Source organism: Sphingomonas aerophila (assembly GCF_014199305.1).
Taxonomy (GTDB): Bacteria; Pseudomonadota; Alphaproteobacteria; order Sphingomonadales; family Sphingomonadaceae; genus Sphingomonas; species Sphingomonas aerophila.
On the sequence record NZ_JACIJK010000007.1, the window covers coordinates 1 to 18,413 of the forward strand.

General features: G+C 62.3%; 17 protein-coding genes. 7 read left to right on the forward strand and 10 right to left on the reverse strand.

Annotated elements, in window-relative coordinates:
• Positions 1 to 27: 27 nt before the first annotated feature.
• Positions 28 to 519 (reverse strand): hypothetical protein, encoded by a 492-nt coding sequence (locus tag FHS94_RS11655; protein WP_184058022.1) that lies wholly within the window; start codon positions 517 to 519, stop codon positions 28 to 30.
• Between the two features lie 1,035 nt (positions 520 to 1,554).
• The gene (locus FHS94_RS11660) at positions 1,555 to 1,887 is read right to left on the reverse strand and encodes a hypothetical protein (protein ID WP_221234734.1); all 333 of its coding nucleotides are present in this window, start codon (positions 1,885 to 1,887) and stop codon (positions 1,555 to 1,557) included.
• A 606-nt stretch (positions 1,888 to 2,493) separates the two neighbouring features.
• On the opposite strand from FHS94_RS11660, the gene FHS94_RS11670 reads away from it, so the two are divergent.
• From FHS94_RS11670 to FHS94_RS11680, 3 genes are read left to right on the forward strand one after another with little or no spacing between them, the layout of a single operon-like run.
• A complete protein-coding gene (locus tag FHS94_RS11670; RefSeq protein WP_184058026.1) occupies positions 2,494 to 2,952 on the forward strand; it encodes a cupin domain-containing protein in 459 nt (152 codons plus the stop codon).
• Complete coding sequence (locus tag FHS94_RS11675) at positions 2,952 to 4,112, forward strand: Gfo/Idh/MocA family protein (RefSeq protein WP_221234735.1); 1,161 nt, start codon at positions 2,952 to 2,954, stop codon at positions 4,110 to 4,112. The genes FHS94_RS11670 and FHS94_RS11675 overlap by 1 nt, the downstream gene beginning before the upstream one ends.
• A 14-nt stretch (positions 4,113 to 4,126) precedes the next feature.
• Positions 4,127 to 5,488 (forward strand): Gfo/Idh/MocA family protein, encoded by a 1,362-nt coding sequence (locus tag FHS94_RS11680; RefSeq protein ID WP_184058030.1) that lies wholly within the window; start codon positions 4,127 to 4,129, stop codon positions 5,486 to 5,488.
• 23 nt (positions 5,489 to 5,511) lie between these two features.
• On the opposite strand, the gene FHS94_RS11685 is transcribed toward FHS94_RS11680, so the two are convergent.
• A complete protein-coding gene (locus FHS94_RS11685) occupies positions 5,512 to 7,191 on the reverse strand; it encodes a GH35 family beta-galactosidase (protein ID WP_184058031.1) in 1,680 nt (559 codons plus the stop codon).
• 200 nt (positions 7,192 to 7,391) lie between these two features.
• Positions 7,392 to 10,640 carry a TonB-dependent receptor gene (locus FHS94_RS11690; protein WP_246348590.1) on the reverse strand — a complete coding sequence of 1,083 codons (3,249 nt, stop codon included), beginning with the start codon at positions 10,638 to 10,640 and terminating at the stop codon, positions 7,392 to 7,394.
• 145 nt (positions 10,641 to 10,785) lie between these two features.
• Here FHS94_RS11690 and FHS94_RS11695 point away from each other — a divergent pair, with 145 nt between their 5' ends.
• Complete coding sequence (locus FHS94_RS11695) at positions 10,786 to 11,853, forward strand: LacI family DNA-binding transcriptional regulator (RefSeq protein ID WP_184058035.1); 1,068 nt, start codon at positions 10,786 to 10,788, stop codon at positions 11,851 to 11,853.
• A gap of 281 nt (positions 11,854 to 12,134) precedes the next feature.
• On the opposite strand, the gene FHS94_RS11700 is transcribed toward FHS94_RS11695, so the two are convergent.
• The 3 genes from FHS94_RS11700 to FHS94_RS19680 form a co-directional block, all read right to left on the reverse strand.
• On the reverse strand, positions 12,135 to 12,659 hold the full coding sequence (locus FHS94_RS11700) for a GAF domain-containing protein (protein ID WP_184058037.1): 525 nt from the start codon (positions 12,657 to 12,659) through the stop codon (positions 12,135 to 12,137).
• Between the two features lie 460 nt (positions 12,660 to 13,119).
• Positions 13,120 to 13,422: a hypothetical protein gene (locus FHS94_RS11705; RefSeq protein ID WP_184058039.1), complete on the reverse strand. Its 303-nt coding sequence runs from the start codon at positions 13,420 to 13,422 to the stop codon at positions 13,120 to 13,122.
• Positions 13,419 to 14,483, reverse strand: a complete 1,065-nt coding sequence (locus FHS94_RS19680) for a calcium-binding protein (RefSeq protein ID WP_184058041.1) — start codon at positions 14,481 to 14,483, stop codon at positions 13,419 to 13,421. Before FHS94_RS19680 ends, FHS94_RS11705 begins: the two co-directional genes overlap by 4 nt.
• Before the next feature lie 525 nt (positions 14,484 to 15,008).
• On the opposite strand from FHS94_RS19680, the gene rsgA reads away from it, so the two are divergent.
• A complete protein-coding gene (gene rsgA / locus FHS94_RS11715) occupies positions 15,009 to 16,037 on the forward strand; it encodes a ribosome small subunit-dependent GTPase A (RefSeq protein WP_343055260.1) in 1,029 nt (342 codons plus the stop codon).
• A 75-nt stretch (positions 16,038 to 16,112) separates the two neighbouring features.
• Here rsgA and FHS94_RS11720 read toward each other — a convergent pair whose 3' ends face one another.
• The 3 genes from FHS94_RS11720 to FHS94_RS11730 all read right to left on the reverse strand — a co-directional run bounded on the left by FHS94_RS11720 (position 16,113) and on the right by FHS94_RS11730 (position 17,460).
• Positions 16,113 to 16,451, reverse strand: a complete 339-nt coding sequence (locus FHS94_RS11720; protein ID WP_184058045.1) for a hypothetical protein — start codon at positions 16,449 to 16,451, stop codon at positions 16,113 to 16,115.
• Positions 16,452 to 16,499: 48 nt separating this feature from the next.
• The gene (locus FHS94_RS11725) at positions 16,500 to 16,862 is read right to left on the reverse strand and encodes a hypothetical protein (protein WP_184058047.1); all 363 of its coding nucleotides are present in this window, start codon (positions 16,860 to 16,862) and stop codon (positions 16,500 to 16,502) included.
• Positions 16,863 to 17,052: 190 nt separating this feature from the next.
• Positions 17,053 to 17,460: a BLUF domain-containing protein gene (locus tag FHS94_RS11730; RefSeq protein ID WP_184058049.1), complete on the reverse strand. Its 408-nt coding sequence runs from the start codon at positions 17,458 to 17,460 to the stop codon at positions 17,053 to 17,055.
• A gap of 222 nt (positions 17,461 to 17,682) precedes the next feature.
• Here FHS94_RS11730 and FHS94_RS11735 point away from each other — a divergent pair, with 222 nt between their 5' ends.
• Together FHS94_RS11735 and FHS94_RS11740 are read left to right on the forward strand one after the other, a co-directional pair.
• Positions 17,683 to 17,853, forward strand: coding sequence for a hypothetical protein (locus FHS94_RS11735; RefSeq protein ID WP_184058050.1), 171 nt, complete (start codon positions 17,683 to 17,685; stop codon positions 17,851 to 17,853).
• Between the two features lie 243 nt (positions 17,854 to 18,096).
• Entirely contained in the window at positions 18,097 to 18,306 is a 210-nt protein-coding gene (locus FHS94_RS11740) for a hypothetical protein (RefSeq protein WP_184058052.1), read from the forward strand.
• Positions 18,307 to 18,413 lie beyond the last annotated feature (107 nt).

Consider the following 18,413-nt stretch of genomic DNA (forward strand, 5'->3'; position numbering starts at 1 on the left):
ACTGGCGGAGTGGCAGAGCGCTGCGAGCTAAGCTGCCACGCCCGTCAGGCGAACTGCATCCTGTGGAGACGCGTTCGCATTAGACTGACAGCACCCTGCGGTCAGATCGCATTCGGCCAGACACTTCAGGTTCGCCGTCATGCCCCGCACAATCTCGGCGTGCTTCTCCGCCTCGGCATTCTGGGCAATCTGCGCCTGAGCCGTGGCTCGAAACGTGAACATCGCCTTTGTCATGCGCCCAACGCAGTCTTCGAAGTCGGTATGCGCGATAGGACTGGTCAGGTCCCCCGCCGCAAGTGCTTCCATGCGCAGCACCGTACCGACATATGGCCGGCAGATCGCTTCGCGATACCAAGCGCTCATAAGGATAGCCGCGACCGAGGCAGCGGCTGCAACATATGCTGTGCTATCAGGCGCTACGACGGCGCTGATCGCCGTAAGCACCAGAAGAGCAGACAGCGAGCCGAACGCAATGAGCATCTTCAGTCGAATGGGGGCATTCGCGGCAAACCAACGCATATTAGCGCCTCAAAAAAATCACGAGAACTGAAACCCTTATAGACGCGGCGTCGGTGGCTAATGTGACCTGCTCGTGATTCTTCGCTCAGGCTGCCGGTGCTGTTCGCGGGGTGAGATGAACTGCAGGCAGTCACTCTATCGCTCGCCCGGATCTATATTGGACGGCTCAAGTGAGCCGCCTTTTCAGGTTCTCTGCTGAGTTCCAATCACGCAGACCGGGTCAGCCTCCATCCGCGCCCTGAGTAGTGATCAGGGCGCCGCCGTCCTATAATTTTCCGGGTTTGGAAGAAGAGTGCGCATGATGTGTAACCATGGCGGACAGGAGGTCCGCCGTGCGGCGATGTGCGCTAACGCCTCAGGCGAAGGTTCAGGGAAGCGTGCCGCTACCGTGAAGGGCGGCAGCTCCTTCAGCTTACGGCGGGGCTGATGTACATTTCCCATCACCGCAGTATCTTGCTTGGCAGATGTCCAGGGCTCAATTTTGACAAGCGGACCAATAACTCGACAAAGATGCAACGACGTTGTGCCTACGGCAGGTTGGCAGGGACGTTGCTACCTCCTGATGACAAATATCAAATGCGATGGCCCGGGTGGCGTAAAGTTTCGTTCTTCGAATATGCGTTTGTCATCGTAGTCTTTCATCCATGGTAGAATATGGGAAAGAGGACGATCTACGGGTTGGTCCGTGAGCTCTACGATCACGCGCTTTATCCTGATCCTGCAGCTTGACTGAAAGTACGCGCACGCAGGATCGAACGGTTTAAGCTCACTCTTATTAGAGGGAGTCCGCGAATAGGCCATTCTGAAGCAGAACACGGCAGTGGGCACACGGCTGTTATCAGGCTCAAGCCACATCTCCGCTCCGACTTGCGGGCATATGAGACGGCCAGGCGGCACCTTGCTGTGCTTGATGGAGACAAGACGCTCAATCTCGTCCGGCCCCCGATAGGGAATGTGGTTGTGGAAGACACGTCCCGGGATGAGCCCTGCATCCACTCCCGGATTATCACTTGCTTGTTGTGGATGTTCAGGAACTCATGACTGGAGAAGCACGAAGAGGACCCCGCCGTTGCTCAATCGCAACGGGATTGCGTCGCCGCGGAACTCCGGATCATAGGCGCTGGCGAGGGGAAGAAGGGGACGAGAAAGCGATTGGCTCCAGACCGCGCTGCCTCGACGCTCCACGCCATGTTCGTCGGCGATCACCGTCACCCGGTAACGCACCTCCGCCTTGTCGGGCTTTCCCGAGCACGCCGTCAACATCGTCGCGGCAAGCGCAATTCCGGCTACCGCACTCAGCCTGATCGCGCGACCTTGCAACTTCATGCCATGTCGTTCGATGCTGTCTTTCAGGGCGCGATTCGGCATGCTCGTACGGATCACCTCGCCCTCTCGCCTCCGAAACCGCTTTCGCCAGAAACTTACAAATACTGTTCTATGGCTCACGAATAAGTTATCCGATTGCGATCCCTCCCGTAAAGCAAGCCGATATGCCCCTGTAATCGGCTCGCGCAGCCCGAAAGCCTCTGCTGCACCCTCAAGTGTTGGGAAGCTATTGTCGAGCCCACGTTGATTGAACGTCCGCCTACGCCGAGTTAGCGTCCGAAAGCGGCTGTTTCATGGACGGCTTCATCCGGCCGGCGTCCTCGAATCCTTGAAAAGCTGTGGGAACGCTCGATTGGTTCGGAACGGTCACCATCCGCGTCCATAGGCGATGTGTTGACTTGCCCGGTCACCGCTGCCCTGCAACACTCCGCCATGCCGTCAGTCGATCTGAGCGCTGTAGCACCGCGGGCAGATGGGAGCGCGTCATGATTGACGTGCTGAACGCGATGATGGCGGCGGGCGAGGTCATCGGCTCGATGAAGAAGGTGACGGCACTCTGCGCCGTAAATGGCATTTCGAGCAAACGTTCCGGATGAGAGATTCACTGCCGCGACGCGGGAAATGCGCGCGGACAAATTGGAGGGAAGCATGAAGCCGCAAATTCGGGATGCTGCAGTTCTCGCAGCGGGCGTGGTGCTTGGGTGCTCGGGATGGGCATTTGCCCAACGGGCGGGCGACGTGCTCGGACCGGCGGTGTTCGACTGGAACGCGATGGCGGCGACCAAGACGGACTCGGGAGAGGTCCGGTCGATCGTGCGGCGACCCACCGCCACGCTCCGCGAACTGGAGATGCACGTCACCACGCTCAATCCGGGCCTGGCTTCCCATCCGCCCCACAAGCATCCGAACGAGGAGTTGGTCATCATTGACGAGGGCACGGTGGAGACGCTGTCGGCCGGCAGGTGGCAGCGGGTCGGGCCGGGCTCCATCATCTTCAATGCATCAAACGCGCTGCACGCGCTGCGGAATGTCGGGACGGCGGCTGCGCGCTACCATGTCGTGAACTGGTCTACTGCCGCTACGCCGGCCAACCAGGACGGGAAGTGATGGCTATCGACAGGCGCGCGCTGATCGGCGCGGGGCTGGGGGCAGGGCTTGGGGCCACCATGGCGGCTGAGGCACTCGCCCAGTCGGTGTCGCAGGGCAACGCGATGTCCGAAGTGTCGGCACCAGCGCGACCGGAGCCAACGACAAAGTACCGGGTGCCGTTCGCCGTTGTTGGTCTTGATCACGCCCACATCTATTCAATGACGGATGCCCTTATCCGCGGAGGAGGTGTCCTGACCGCCTTTCATGCCACGGAACCGGCGCAGGTCGCGTTGTTCCGGAAGCGCTATGGCGATGCCCGCCTCGCGCGGAGCGAGGCCGAGATATTGAACGACAAGGCGATCAAGCTGGTCGCCGGCGCTCCCATCCCCGACTTGCGCGCCCCGCTCGGCATCCGGGCGATGCGGGCGGGCAAGGACTTCCTGAGCGACAAACCGGCGATCACCAGTCTTCGCCAGCTTGCGCAAGTGCGTACCGCCGTGAAGGAGACGGGGCGCAAGTTCGCGGTCATGTATTCCGAACGGCTGGAGGTGCCGGCCGCGGTGATGGCGGGCGACCTTGTCCAGCAAGGCGCGATTGGCCGGGTGGTGCAGACCATCAACATCGCCCCGCACCGTGTCAGCGCGCCATCGAGGCCGGCATGGTTCTGGGACAAGGCGCGCTATGGCGGGATATTGACTGACATCGGCAGCCACCAAACCGACCAGTTCGTGTTCTATACGGGCACGAAGCAGGCGCGTGTCGTCGCTGCGCAGACCGGCAACCTGTCCTATGCCGACCACCCCGCATTCGAGGATTTCGGCGACATGACGGTCGTGGGCGACGGCGGCACCGGCTATATCCGGGTCGACTGGTTCACGCCGGACGGTCTGCCGACCTGGGGCGACGGCCGTGCGTTCCTGCTCGGGACCGAGGGCTATATCGAACTGCGGAAATACATCGACGTGGCGGGGCGCCCGGGCGGCAATCACCTCTTCATCGCGGACAAGAAGGGCGTCCGCTACATGGATTGCAGCAAGGTGCCGCTGCCGTTCGGGCCGCAGTTCATCGCAGACGTGGTGGAACGTACGTCGGTGGCGCAGGATCAGGACGGCGCGCTACTCGCTGCCGAGCTGGTGCTCACTGCACAGAAGAACGCCACCCGCCCAGTGATGGCATGAGAAGGAGAGTGTCGATGACGGCAGCGATCACCCGGCGCGGCGCGATCAAGGGAGCGGCGGCCGCAGCCTTTCCGGCGATCATACCCGCAAGCGTCCTCGGCGCAGCAGCGCCCAGCAAGCGGATCAACGCTGGGGCGATCGGTGTCGGCCGCATTAGTCGCGGCCACGACATGAAGGAAGTGCTGCGGCACGACGATGCACACATTGTTGCTGTCTGTGACCTTGATACGAAGCGGCTGGCATCGGGGCAGCAATTCGTCGATGCCGCTTACGCAACAAGAGACGGGAAGCCCTACACCGGCACGCGGGGCTATGACGATTACCGCGAGCTTTTGGCGAACAAGGACATCGATGCCGTCCTGATCTCCACGCCCGATCACCAGCATGCGCGGCTGGCCGTTGACGCGGTCCGCGCCGGCAAGGACGTCTACCTGCAGAAGCCGGCATCGTTGACCATCAGCGAGGGGCGAGCGATGGCGAATGCCGTCAAGGCATCGGGCCGCATCCTCCAGATCGGATCGCAGCAGCGGGGGTCCGAACCCTGGCCCCAGTTCCGGCGAGCCTGTGAACTCGTCCGCAATGGCCGGCTTGGCACGCTTCGGCGGGTCGAGATCGGCCTCCCCGGTGATCCGTCCGGGCCTGCCGCCCCTCCCATGCCGATCCCGTCCAACCTCAACTACGATGCCTGGCTCGGCTCGACGCCAGAGGTCTACTACACCGAAATGCGCGTCCATCCGCAGGACTCCACCGACGCGCGGCCAGGCTGGTTGCGTTGCGAGCAGTTCGGCGCCGGCATGATCACCGGCTGGGGCGCGCACCACATCGACATTGCGCATTGGGGCATGGACACCGAACTGACGGGGCCGGTCGAGATTTGGGGCAAGGCCGACTTTCCCAAGAGCGGCCTGTGGGACGTGCACGGCCCCTTCGAGACGCATGGCCGCTATGCCAATGGCGTCGTGATGACGATTTCGGGGGTTTTTTCGAACGGGGTGAAGTTCATCGGCGACAAGGGCTGGATCTTTGTGACCCGCAGCGGGGCGGTGACGGCGAGCGATCCCGGCGGGCCGCAAGTCGTGCCCTTGTCCGCCAGCGATCCCAAGATCCTGACCAGCGTCATCGGACCGAACGAGGTTCAGCTGCGCAAGACGCCCGAACAGCATCGTGACTGGCTGGACGCTGTTCGCACCCGCGGTCCTGTCTCGGCCCCTGCGGAGATTGGCCATCGCGCCTGCTCTACATGCCTCCTGCATTGGACGGCGATGAAGACCGGTCGCAGGCTACGCTGGGATCCCGCGGCCGAACGCTTCATCGGCGACGACGAGGCAAACGCGATGCTGAGTCGGCCGCAGCGCAAGGGCTACGCTATCACCTGACTGTCGTTGGCGCAGATCGGGGATCAACGGTAGCGGTAGAGACGGACGCGGTAGACTCTGCCCTCCGCCGCGTCTGTTGAGAACAGTCGCAGCGACTGACCCTGTCCGTTCTCGTCACCGTTCAAGCGGCGGCCGGTCGTGGCGCCGGTGTCGAGCAGCATCTGCTCGTCGATGCTCTCGATACCAACGATCGGCGGGCCCGGTTTGTCGGACGTGAAACTGATCTGCGCGTCCCCGCTGCCCACCACGATGAACTCGTCGGGCGCTGTTTGCAGGAACATGGCAGCGACCCGGCTGGCCGGATCAACGCTGCCGGCGGGGCCGTTCGCGCGCGTCATGTTGATCACATAGTCGCCGGCGCGACCGCGTCCGGCACGCTGCGCCGTGCCCTCCATGATCACCGTCCCGATCTTTCCTTCCGCCTGCTTCTGGAGGATGAGGGGAGCGAGCCCTTTTAGTTGGCCGTACATGGCGGCGATCGCCGGGTCACCGTGGCTGCCCGCGTCAAGCCCAACGCTGACATCGCCTTCCAGAACGACCCCTTTGCCGTCGATCCCGAACGGGGAGAAGCCGATCCCGTGCAGCGCGCCTATGGTGTAGAGCGCGTTGGCGGTTCCGGTCGCGCCGCCCCGTGCTTCCGGCACGAACACGGGATTGTCCGCGCGCCGGTACTCGGACACCCAATGGGCGTAGTCGTCGAAATAGATGTCCGGTGACAGGAAATCGAGTGACGGCGCGCCGATCTTCCAGATGTCGAGCGAGGACGGCATCGGGCCACCGGAATTATACTGGCCCGGTTCGTAGTTGGGCCGGATCAGCGCCGCGTTGGTGAACAAGGGTAGGCGATACTCGGCCTTTCCGGCAGCCGCGACCTTCTCGACATAGGTGGCGTACCACCACGACATGAAAAGCGAGTCGGTCATCGAACCGTCTCCAAATACCTCGCGCCAAGTACCGGAGGTGCGGGCGCCAGCAGCCTCCCAAGCGGCGCGAAGCTCCGGGTTCAGTGAACTGCGGCGCTCACCCAATTGGCGCATCAGTACCTCTGGCACCGGGGCAGCGAAGGCGGCCTCTGCGGCCGCGGAATGGTCCCGGGATTGAGGGATCACGCCAACCTCATTCTCGACCTGGACGAACAGAACGGTGTGGCGATTGCCATCTACCTCGCGCAGATGCCTCATCAGGTGTCCGAAAGCGCGGGCGTCGGCATCGCGGGAAGCCGCCGAGAACGGCGAGAGTCGTTCGGTGCCGCTGCCATTGCTGGTTTCGACCCGTGCGAAGCGGGCCTGGTCCCGTTTGACCCAGGCCGGAACGTAGCTCGAATAGGTGTTCTTCCAGGTGCCGAACCAGAGGATCACCAGGCGCAAATCATTGTCTCTCGCGCCCTTCAGAAGGCCGTCCACACTCGTGAAATCGAACCGCCCCTCCTGGGGTTCGATGGTTTCCCAGCCGACGGGAACAAGTACCGTGTTGAGGTTCATCTCCTTCAGCCGCGGCCAGATCGGGGCCATGTAGGCGACGCTGCTGGAGCTGGAATTGTGCGTCTCTCCGCCGAGCACCAGAAATGGTTTGCCGTCGACGATAAGCTGGGTGGCCTCACCGCGACGCTCAAGGTGTGGCGACGACGGGGTCTGCGCGTGCGCACCCGTGAAGATGCCGATCAGCGCTGCGAGGGCAAGGCCAAGGTGGAACGACTTGCGCATGAGCAGACCTCGATCGAGTTGCGGGACCTTAGTGGATGAACCCGTCCGGCGGTCCGGGCCAGGCGAACATTCGTCATGCGACGAAGTATCGCGGCGCATGACGTCAATCTAAGCGCCGTCTTGCGATCAGGCGATCATACGCTGCAAGTCTATTGCGGACGGCCGCACAAAACGGCCGTCCGAAGGGGATACTAAGGCGATCAGAACCGGCCGCGAATACCAACCAGCACCTGGCGCCCGCCGTTGTACTGGTTGAAGAGCGCGTTCGGGAACTGGAAATATGAAGCCTGCGACTCTTTCGTAAGGTTGATCACATTCAAGACCAGCGTGGGCAGGTACTTGGGGCCGAAAACCTTGGAAAGGTCCAGGTTGCCCGAGAAATCGAGCTGCTTGAAGTTCTGCCCGAAAATGGCAGCGGCAGGGAGGCCGTTCTGGTTGAGTCCCGACCCCTGCGAGCCCTCGTTGTAGGTATAAGTCAGTCGCGCCGACAGGCCATGGCCCTCATAATAGCCGGTCAGCGTGTAGGTGGTCGGGGCGACACCCAGTGCAACCGCCGGAGCACCCGCGCCTTGGCCCTTCTGATCGATCAAGGTCAGGTTGCCTTGGAAGCCGAAGCCGCGGACGCCGATATATTGGGTCAGGAAGTCGAGCGGCTGGGTGAGCTGGAATTCCAGGCCGTTGACGATCAGCTTGCCATCCGAGTTCACCTGCTGCTGGATCACGATCGGTACGTTGTTGAGCGGCTGGCCGTTAGCGCGTGAACCCAACGCGTCACGCTGCGCCTGGGTGAGCGAGTCGACTGTGATCCCGTACTGGTTGAGGAACGAAAACGGCACGGTGGTCAGGCCGTTGACGGTGAATCCGGTGATGGACTTGCGGAACGCCGCGACCGCGATCACGCCCTCTCGGCCGGTGTAAAATTCGAAGCCGAGATCGAGGTTGTTCGAGATGTACGGGTCGAGCGCTGAGTTACCGACCGTGCCGACGTCCGCTGACGGCTGGACGAAGCTTGCCCCCGGCAGAAGCGAGTTCGGGTCGGGCCGGGTCATTGTCCGCGACAGCGAGGCGCGCGCCACCGCCTTGCCCGCAAAGTCAAAGGCGACCGACGCTGAAGGCAGGAAGTTGGAGTAAAGCGTTGTCGAGGTCGAGAAATTGATAGTGTTAGGATAGCGTCCGCCGTCTGCGATCTGCGCACCGCCCGCCAGAGTGTTGCGCGGATCGGGAATGCTGATCCGGCCACCCACGATCTGCTCGGTGCGAACATACCGCAGGCCGCCGTTCAGCCGCAGCGTGTTCTCGCCGATGTCGAAGATCCCGTTCATCTCGGCAAAGGTCCCCGTGACCTTTTCCCGAATCAACCCGCCGTTCGCGCCGCTGCTGCCGGTGCCCGTTTCGCCGGATGCTGCCAGCAGTGCATCATAGCTGGTCGCGTTGCGCAGCTTGTCGAAGTCGACGGTGATGAACCCGTTCGAACCCGGCAGCAGATAGCTCGGCACTGCAGAGGTGGGGATGGCCGAACCCGAATAAACGATCGGCGCGCCGCCGGCCGTGTAGAAGGTCCAATAGCCCGGGAAGGTCGGAAAGCCGGGCGCGATGGCGACGCCCGGCACCTGGGTGCCCGGCTGGTTCAGCCCGGTGCATGGCGTGGTTGCGGTATTCGGCGCCGGCAGCGTGATACTGGGCCCGTTGCCGCAGATCAGGTTCTGCCACGGGTTGGTGTTGTCGAATGGGGTGATCCGCCGCTTGGTATCGTCGTATGCGCCGCCGACGCGAACGCTGAAACGCTTCTCGTCGCCGAAGAGCAGGCTGCCACGAATACCCTTGGTCTCGGTCTCCCGATCCTCGCCGTTCAGATTGACGCGCCCGCCACCGTTCCAGCCGAAGTTGGCGGGGTTGTTGAGGTCTACGTTAGTCGTCACCGACGGGATACCGCCGCCGGTGTTGTCGTAATCCACCACGATCCCGCTGTTGGGGGGCGTGATGACCAGAACGGTCGGGCTCTCGCGATGGAAGTCGCTGTGAGTGTAGTTGGCCTGAACGTCGCCCTTCACGAAGTCGTTGATCCGGAACTCGGCGCCCGGATTCACGCCGTAGAATTCGGTCGTGTCGTAGTACGGGCGATATTCCAGGAAGAACTGTGAGTTGGCGTACGTGCCCTTGGTCACCACGCAGCCTGCCGAGCAGTCGGTGCGGTCATAGGTGGTGTTGGTAGGAATGGCGGCACCGTTGCGCACCACCCAGTTCATCGAGGTGCGCTGGAAGTCGTCGGTGCGCTTTCCGTACAGGCCGTCGATATAGAAGTGGAAGTCGTCACTTGGGCGCCACTCGGCCGAAGCGATGAAGTTATACCGGTCGCGATCGCCGACTTCCGTGCGTGGACGGCTGAGACGCGGCAGCAGGCCGTTGTCGATCTGGTCGATCGTCGCGCCCGGGTTGCGGGCGAGCAGGAACGCCTGGTCGATCACCGTACCTGCAACCAGGCCAGCCCCGGCGTTAACCGGGACGGTGGCCGGGATGGAGAAGTTGCCGCCGCCGGTCGGGTTGGCGCCAGTCGGGCGCTGTGCTGCGGACAGGTTGGGATTGGTGAAGCCGATGGTTTCGTAGCCATTGACCTGGAACTTGTTTCGCACGCCCGCGGCGCCCGCGAGGATGCCGAAATCGCCGAAGGTGGCGCTGGCCAGGACATAGCCGCGATAGCCCCATTTGCCCTTGTTGTTGCTGCCGTTGGTGGCCTGCACGCCATAGCTGATGAATGGCTTGGGATTGTCGAACGGCCGCGCGGAGCGAAGGTTCACGGTGCCGGCGGCGCCGCCCTCCACCTGGCTTGCAACGGGTGACTTGCTGACGGTCAGCTGGGTGAAAAGCTCGGTGGGCAGCAGGTCGAGGTCGACCTCACGGTTCGTGCTCTGCGCGTCAAAGCGAACGGAGGCGATTGCGACCGGCGCGCCATTCAACAGAACGCGGGTGAAATTGGTGCCGAGGCCGCGGATCGCGACATTGGTGCCTTCGCCCGTCACCTCACGGCTGATCGTGACGCCGGGGATGCGGTTCACGGACTCCGCGATGTTGGTGTCGGGAAACTTGCCGATGTCCTCGGCAAAGATGGAGTCGGTAAAGCCGATCGAGTTGCGCTTGGCGTTGGTCTGGCTTTGCAGCGAGGCGCGGTAGCCGGTGACCACCACATCCTCGTTGCCGGTGGCGGACGGGTCGGCTGGCGCCTGGGCGGCGTCATCGATTTGCGTCGGCTGGGTCTGGCCGGCGCCTTCCTGGGCCGCGGCGGCCGGAGCCGAAGGTGCGCTGCTGCTCGATGAGGCGGTGGGGGCGCCCGGTATCGCGGGCTGCTGTGCGGGCTCCTGCGCCGTTTGCGCCATGGCGGGCCAGGCGGCCGTCGCGAACAATGTCGCGGTGAGAAACGCACGGCGGCCCCCACGGCATACGGATACCTTCATCGTCATCCTCCCTTGGCCCGCGTGTTCACGGTAACATTATTAAGCTTCGCATTTGTCGCGCTTGTCAATTGTCAGAAAATGCAGGTTGCAATAGCGTCGAAAGAAACCCCGAAGGGTGTGGCGGAAAAGCAATGACGGCGCGAGAATGACGACTTCCCGCAACCCCACGATCCGGGATGTCGCGCGCCATGCCGGCGTTTCACACATGACGGTGTCACGCGTGATCAACGGCGATCACGCCGTGAAGTCGCGGACCCGAGCCTCGGTCGAGGCATCAATCAAGATGTTGCGCTTCACGCCCAACCTGGCGGCGCGAGCCCTATCCTCTGCGAAGCATCCGCACGTTGCGCTGCTGCATTGCTTCCCGAACCCGGGATCGCTCGGCGACTTCTTTATCCAGCTGCTTCAGTCGGCGACCCAGGCGCACGCGACGCTGATCATCCGAGAGATCGCGAATTCCAACGTGGACCGGGGCGTTGTTGAGGATCTGGTCGAGCGCAGGGTTCAGGGTGTCATACTTGCGCCGCCGCTCGCCGATGACGCGGTGCTTGTGTCATTGCTTCGTGAGGCCGGAATGGCAGTTGTCGCCACCGGATCGACCCACGGGAAACTGGGCGTGGCCTCGGTCGGAATCGATGACAGGACCGCGGCAAAGAACATGACCGCCCACCTCGTTGGACTGGGCCACCGTCGGATCGGCTTTGTCCAGGGGCGTACAACCCACGCGTCCAGCGGGCTTCGGCTCGCAGGTTACCTGGACGCCATCCTTGAAGCGGGTATCGAGCCGGTCGCCGACCTGATCGCAAAGGGCACCTACGACTATCAGTCGGGAATGGCTGCTGCCGATAAGCTGCTCTCGCTACCCCAGGCCCCGACCGCGATCTTCGCGAGTAATGACGACATGGCCGCGGCCGCCGTGTCTGTCGCTCATCGAAGGGGCATCGACGTGCCGTCCGGCCTTTCGATTTGCGGATTCGACGATGCGTCGCTGGCATCGTCGATTTGGCCGACTCTGACCACGGTACGTCGACCAACGGCCGAGCTGACCGCAACGCTGTTCCGCGTCCTGCTTTGCAGCATCTCGGGCAGCAGTTCCGACGCGCCTGTTGAAAGGATCGTCCTCCAGCATTCCATTGTTCATCGCGAGTCCGACGGACCTCCACCAACGGCTGCGTCTAACCAGATGCCCTGGCTGGTGAGCGGGGCAAGGTAAGCCGCGTTCGCCCGGGGAGCGGAAGGAGGGATTTACCACAGGAGCCGAAGAACTCGTCCATTGCTGTCAGCTTCGAAACTCTTGGACAGGGTGAGCAACATTTCCTGTTCATCCCCGAGGCAAGCACGTTGAACGCGGTTCTGAACCCAATGCCGCCGATCCTTACGATAATCGCCCTTACTGGACTTGAGGATAGACGGTTTCGGTCCGGATCTCTGTCCCGCCCAGAGGCACAGGATCACCAACCTTTCCGCCGTTGCTCCGAGACTGAAATCCTCGACTTATTCGAATGTCGGGGCCGAAATGCTGAGCTCGCGCAAGCGCTCGGCAGTCTGGAAAGCGAGCTTTGCCAACTCAGCTGAAAGGGCGGGCGAAATCTCGTCGCGCGGCTCTGGATCGAATACGCAGAGCATGCCGATCGGCAACTGCTCTGAGAAAAGCTGCACCCCTACATATGAGCGCAAGGTTCCGTCCTCGACGAAAGGATTTCCTACAAAGCGTTCGTCAAGTTCGGCATCGAGAACGGTAAAGGTCGGTTCCTTGGAGGAGAGAGCGTGATCGCAGAACGAGGATTGCCGCCTGTACGGGCCAGTGGGCAACCCTGCCGCCGCAATGAAGTACAGCCAGTCCTGCGAGGCGATCGAAATTCCCGCCATCTGGGTGCCAGCTACCTGCTTGGCCTTGAGAACAATGGCGTCCAGCACCGGATCGCCGGCCGCCTGCAGGGCAGCGGAGGCCTGAACCTGCCGCTGCCTGTGCTCCTCGTCAGGAGAGGTAACTGCCACGCTGTAATACGAGATACTCATAGCTCACCGTCAATTTAGCGGTCTTGTTGCAACAATCCGTTCGGTTTGCTCGGCAAGAACAAACCAGAGCGGATCAATCGCAGCTTATCTGGCATCATATGTTGTATACGCCAGAAAAAGGTATCGTTATTCGGTCGTTAGCCGGATCACGCGGTCGAACGCCAGATGCGGCGCGCCCCTTGCTCTCGTTGCATTGCAGCAGGAGGCAGCGGATCACGCGTCGGACAATGATCGCAGGCGGCCAGCAAGCGGAGGGTTTGCCGAGGGCCTGTTCCGCTTACCCCTGGTCAGTACCTGCCCAAAAGCTTGTCGGAACTGAACTTCCGAAGGCGTGACAACCACTCCTTCAGTAATGCCGCAAAATGTGAGGTAGCCACGAGAGGGTGGGCGCCGACCACCGTAACGCCGGATCAGCCGATCCGAGCAGAACAGGGCAGGGGCCGCTCGCGACCGAGCTGAGCTAGATCAGCACAGATCCATCGTCAGCGCTTAACCAGCCGCCTTGGTCATAAAAGCCATAGCGTCCTACAAATTCGACCGCGAAGTCATTGCTTTCCAAACGGCCGTTATCGTTAACGTCGGCAATCAGGAACGTGTTGCCGCCGCGTTGAGCATAGCCGACCTGGATCTCGCCGTCACCGCCACCAGGCAATGCCATGCCGACCCGCAGCACCCCGTCCAGCCGCCCGGCAAAGACGCTATCGGCACCTTCGAAGCTGATCCGATCGGCTTCTTCGTACCATCCCATCTCGATGTCGGTCACCAATCGGGGCGCGCGAACGTGGAGTCGGGCTCGGCGCCGCTCAGGTCGAATATGAAATAGTCTACGTCGGCGCCGCCGGTCAGCGTATCCTTGCCTGGGCCGCCAAAGAGGCTGTCAGGACCCACCCCGCCGTCTAGCAGATCGTTACCGGCACCTGCGACCATCTGGTCACCGTCATCGCCGCCAAAGAGTTTGTCGTCGCCGTCGCCGCCATTCAACTCGTCCTCGCCTTCGCCCCCGATCAGCGTGTCGCGGCCGCTACCGCCATAAAGGCGATCGAAGTCATCGCCGCCATCAAGATGATCGTTACCGTCGCCGCCAAAGAGCTGATCGAAGTCGCCGTTCCCGGTCAGGCGGTCGTTGCCAGCCTCGCCATGTAACTCGTCATAGCCATAGCCGCTGGTGAGCGTATCGTTGCCGTCGCCGCCATACATCGTGGCGAAGCCGACAGACTGAAGCACGTCGTTGCCGCTGCCGCCGTAAAGGAAGTCCCAGCCATCACCGGACAACAACTGATCATTGCCATCATAGCCGATCAGCACGTCCGCCAACCTGTCCAGTCCCCTCAGCACGTCGTCGCCGTTCGTGCCAACAATGGCGGCTCTCGTGTCGCCAAGATCTTCCCGGATGAACTGATGGTCGCCCGCCAAGCGGACCGCGAAATCGTTGCTGTCTAGCCTGCCATTGTCGTCGCTGTCCCCGACCAGCAAAGTTTCGTCGCCTTGGGTGGCCCAGAAAAGGTCCGTCAAGCCGTTCCCCCGCTCCCCAAGCGGAGCTCCAACGACAAGAGGTCCGCTTGCCGGGCCGGCCAGAGTTATGGGCCGCTCCAGGTCAAGGGGCCAGATCCGAAGCGTGTCTCCGCCTTCCCGACCCGCGCCCGCGAAATCGATGATGAGGTCAGGCGCTGCGAGCGTGGAGTCGAGCTCATCGACATAGAACCTGAACTCGTTTTCGCCCCCACCGCCCTCCAGGATATCGGCGCCGCCCCGTCCCGCGATCTCATCCCAATCGCTGCCCCCGACCAGCCAATCTGACGAATTGGTGCCCTCAATGACCGACACGGCCCATCTCCCAGCGCGCTGCCGCTCCGACGGGCGCAGCCGGCCAACAAATGATACATCAGACAGTGGCTGGTCCGCATAAGGAAAAGCAGGCGGCCTTTATCCGTAGGGGCGGCAGATTGAGAGTGGGGGGGGGCGCCAGCGGCATCGGGTCATTATGCGCTTAGCCGCAGAGGAGAGCTACGCAGCGCCCTTAGGCGAGACGTACGCCTAGCTGTTCGCGAGGTAACAAGGCTGAGCCTCTTGCCCCCTGACGCTTCCGTCCCGCGCTAGTCTCGAAGGACGGTTCAGTGTAGGCGGGAGCCAAGCCCTCAGGGCGAGCGTTTCACCCAAACCACACCTCCAGTTCGGAGCCGCCGTCATAGCACGCAAGCCAAACTACGATTTCGAGCGCCGCGAGCGCGAGCGGACCAAGGCGGCCGAGGCTGCCAAGAAGGCGCAGGCCAAGGCGGAGAAGCGGGCGGCGGGGCAGGGTGCGTCGGACGCGGACCAGTCAGGCGAACCTTAAGCCTGCCAGCGATGGAAATGTCTGACCCCACCCTCGCGGAGCTAGGCTGGAACGCATTCTTCCGCGAGCAGGTATCGGCCGAGCAGAGCCGCCGTTGCCAGCCTGTCCGGGTCATGTCGGTCCATCGCGGAAGGGTGACCGTTTCGGGCGAGGGCTTTCAAGACTCGATCTCATCCAGCTTTGCCGCCCAGGCGGGAGCGGAGGATCGACCGACCGTCGGCGACTGGTTGCTGATAGACCGGACTACCGGAACCATAGAGCGCATCCTTAATCGGGTGAGCTTGTTCAAGCGGCCTGCCCCGGGCGATGATCGCCGGGTCCAGCTGATCGCCGCGAACGTCGATACCCTGTTTATCGTCACATCGTGCGACCAAGACTTCAACGTCGCGCGCCTCGAACGCTATCTTGTGCTCGCGGGCGAGGCGGGGGTTAGTCCGGTTGTCGTCCTCACGAAAGCCGACCTGTCACCCTCACCCGAAGCATTGGCGGATGCGGCGCGCGCACTCCAGTCAGGGCTGCGGGTGGAGGTGGTCGACGGGCGCGATCTGACGCGCTCTGTCAGCCTCGCTGAATATTGCGGGTTCGGGCAAACGGTCGCGCTGGTAGGATCGTCAGGGGTCGGCAAGTCGACGCTCGTGAACACATTGAAGGGATCGGACAGCATCGCGACGCAGGCCGTTCGCGAGGACGACGGCAAAGGCCGGCACACGACGACGGTGCGCGAAATGCATCGCGTAGCAGGTTTGGTCGACGGGGGCGGCTGGCTGGTGGATACCCCGGGGATGCGTGAGCTCCAGGTGTCGGAAGCGGCCTCCGGGGTCGCGGAGGTTTTCGACGACATTGTTGGCGTCACGTTGGAGTGTCGCTTTGCCAACTGCACGCATGGTGGCGAGCCCGGATGCGCCGTTCAGGATGCGATGGCCAAAGGCGATCTTGATCCCGCTCGCTTCGAACGGTGGCGCAAGCTTGCCGACGAAAACGCCGAAAACACCGGCGTTGCAGCCGTTCGTCGATCTCGCCCGGGCAAGCGCCCAAGCAAGAGATGACGATCAGCTGATCCTTTCCCGCACCTCAGGAGCGCAAGCGACGTCCTGCGCGGCCGGATCCGGATGCCGACCTGATTAGCGCTGCTTTTTGGCGATGGTCGCGGTGAAATCTGGATCCTTTTTCGCAACCCAGTCCACGAATTTGCGAATGTTAGGGTTGGCCAACAGGATCTCCACATTCGTCCCATGGCGCTGAAGTTCGGAATTGGTGAAGTTGGTGATTAATGTCTGCTGGCAGATCGGGTGCATGGGAACAACATCGCGTCCGCCTCGGCTCTTGGGCACGGGATGGTGCCAGACGATTGTCTTGCCCGTGGGCCTGCCACATAGCCAGCAAGCGGGGGCTGCCGCAGGAGCGTCGTCCTCGGGATGCAGGTCTGCACAAGGGTCCTGTCTTGAATGTCTGCGGGCCATGCCCTGCTGATCTTTCTTGTTCTAGAGACTTGCGCACCCGCCGGTGCGTCACCCCTGATAGCGTGATGTGTTCGTAAAACCCTGATTTGTCTTGGTCATCTTGGCAAGCTTGCGGAGGTTGGCCCGGACGTGCCGATCGAACCGACGATCGTCATATATGCCCGTCATGTTGTATTCATCCTGTGCAGACATTTCCTTGATCTGCGTAGCGAACGCGGCCTGATCATCGGTTCGCCGGCCGGCCATCAGGGTTCGGCAGACCCATTCTTCGGCTGCCGCCTTGTCATAGTCGTCACGAGCCTCATACCCGCGCTTGTCGGCCGCCGCTTGATCAAGCCTTGCTGCCGCCAGCCGACTTTCGAGCCATATGCGGACCTGTTGACTATCCCATGCTTCTGGAGCTTCGCTCATCGCGCTCTCAACCTAGACCGCACCCTGCTAGCTGAAAGTTTGCCGCCTGGAGACGCCCTGAAGGCCCAAGGATCCAGTCGGTGCCGACAGCGTCGCTCGACGCAACAGCCTGCGTCCTGCCTGGTCCAGCTCGACACCATCGCTGGACCTCCGCGTCAGCCATCCGGGGCGCCTCGGCCGTTTATCGGCCTTAGAGCAGCGGCCGTCTCATGGCGGCAAACCCAATGAAGAGTGCTTGAAGCCGTGGTGATGCCACGCCCGCGATCAATCCTTTCACCTCGTCAAGCAGGTGGTCAGGCGAATTTTCCCCTTGAGAGATGGTGGTCATCGCGAATGTGCCAAATTCGCGTTCCGTGATGAGCCTGCGACTATGAACGTGGACGGCGGTATGCCTGGCGTCCAACGAGATGCGCGACATGCACCGATCCACTAGATCACGCGGTCCTTCAAACGCCTGAAGGAAACGAGAGCCGTCGTAGAGCAATAGGCCAGATATGCTGTCCCGCTGGTTGTGGCGCTGACACTGGCTGAGCAGTGACGCGAAGTCGCTGCGCGCAAACGATGCTTCAGCTCTGCTGTGGTAAGTGATCTGGAGCATTGTTCCCGGAGACTCGAAAGCATGAGTTACGTCCGACAGAACGTGACGGGAGCAACTGCCCTGCGTTGACGTCGTTCCTCGTTTTTCTTTTACAATTGTCGGCAGCTCCCGTTGCTGGTTCGACTTCTAACGCAAGCATTCGCAATAAATTGTTGACCATAAGGCATTAACCACGTCTCTTCCGAGGTAGAGGTGGGGCTTTTCGAAGATGAGCAGGGCACGATGAGAAGCGTTGATGTTGCGGTGGACCACTTCGGGCCGCCGCTGCGGGACGCCTTTCCTGCCGCGTCGGACGGGACGTTCTACAGCATGCTTGCCGTGCTGAAGGATGCGGAGGGTCCAGCAGAAGCCCGACAGCATCGGCCACCGGACGCCGGGCAACTCAGGCGTTAACCAAGAAGGACGGATTGAAGGCGCCGAACTGGTGCGCTTTCGCGAAAGCGCGCCATCGGGCCGCGTCGACCGTCCGCTTTCGCCTACGGAGGCCGCCGACATCACATCCTGCACCAACGTCCTCCGTTCGGCGCGTTCGCGACTCAGTCCGGCTTATCCTGCATCAGGTCTTGCCGGCCTGGGCTGGCGGAAACGCGAAACCTGATTCACGGCACGCCGCCTGTAGATCGAAGCGGATTACCGATGACCACGTTTGACCCGGAGCGCCAAGCCACGACCTTGCACCGCAGGTATGGCGGTCGCGCGAGGCAAGTCGTCCTCGACTTCATCGTCCAGGCCGTTCGAGACCTGGACATGGAAGCCGCGCGATTCTGGGAGCGGGTGGCAGCCGTCATCGACCGTTATGCCGAGCGCGGCCTCAACGATCAGCGTGGCGACGACATCCTGATCTGACGCTGCTGAGTCCTTGGGAATCAGCGGGGCCGGCGAAGGAATCTCCAGTGTCCGCCGCGTCTGCCGCGGGGGGCTGCTAGGTACCATCTGGCCCCTAGCGGCGCGAC

Coding starts and splice junctions, on each gene's coding strand:
- FHS94_RS11690 (WP_246348590.1), bottom strand. CDS start 10,640: ATGAAGGTATCCGTATGCCGTGGGGGCCGCCGTGCGTTTCTCACCGCG.
- FHS94_RS11655 (WP_184058022.1), bottom strand. CDS start 519: ATGCGTTGGTTTGCCGCGAATGCCCCCATTCGACTGAAGATGCTCATT.
- FHS94_RS11660 (WP_221234734.1), bottom strand. CDS start 1,887: ATGCCGAATCGCGCCCTGAAAGACAGCATCGAACGACATGGCATGAAG.
- FHS94_RS11670 (WP_184058026.1), top strand. CDS start 2,494: ATGAAGCCGCAAATTCGGGATGCTGCAGTTCTCGCAGCGGGCGTGGTG.
- FHS94_RS11680 (WP_184058030.1), top strand. CDS start 4,127: ATGACGGCAGCGATCACCCGGCGCGGCGCGATCAAGGGAGCGGCGGCC.
- FHS94_RS11740 (WP_184058052.1), top strand. CDS start 18,097: ATGACCACGTTTGACCCGGAGCGCCAAGCCACGACCTTGCACCGCAGG.
- rsgA (WP_343055260.1), top strand. CDS start 15,009: ATGTCTGACCCCACCCTCGCGGAGCTAGGCTGGAACGCATTCTTCCGC.
- FHS94_RS11735 (WP_184058050.1), top strand. CDS start 17,683: ATGAGAAGCGTTGATGTTGCGGTGGACCACTTCGGGCCGCCGCTGCGG.
- FHS94_RS11695 (WP_184058035.1), top strand. CDS start 10,786: ATGACGACTTCCCGCAACCCCACGATCCGGGATGTCGCGCGCCATGCC.
- FHS94_RS11675 (WP_221234735.1), top strand. CDS start 2,952: ATGGCTATCGACAGGCGCGCGCTGATCGGCGCGGGGCTGGGGGCAGGG.
- FHS94_RS11725 (WP_184058047.1), bottom strand. CDS start 16,862: ATGAGCGAAGCTCCAGAAGCATGGGATAGTCAACAGGTCCGCATATGG.
- FHS94_RS11685 (WP_184058031.1), bottom strand. CDS start 7,191: ATGCGCAAGTCGTTCCACCTTGGCCTTGCCCTCGCAGCGCTGATCGGC.
- FHS94_RS11720 (WP_184058045.1), bottom strand. CDS start 16,451: ATGGCCCGCAGACATTCAAGACAGGACCCTTGTGCAGACCTGCATCCC.
- FHS94_RS11700 (WP_184058037.1), bottom strand. CDS start 12,659: ATGAGTATCTCGTATTACAGCGTGGCAGTTACCTCTCCTGACGAGGAG.
- FHS94_RS11730 (WP_184058049.1), bottom strand. CDS start 17,460: ATGCTCCAGATCACTTACCACAGCAGAGCTGAAGCATCGTTTGCGCGC.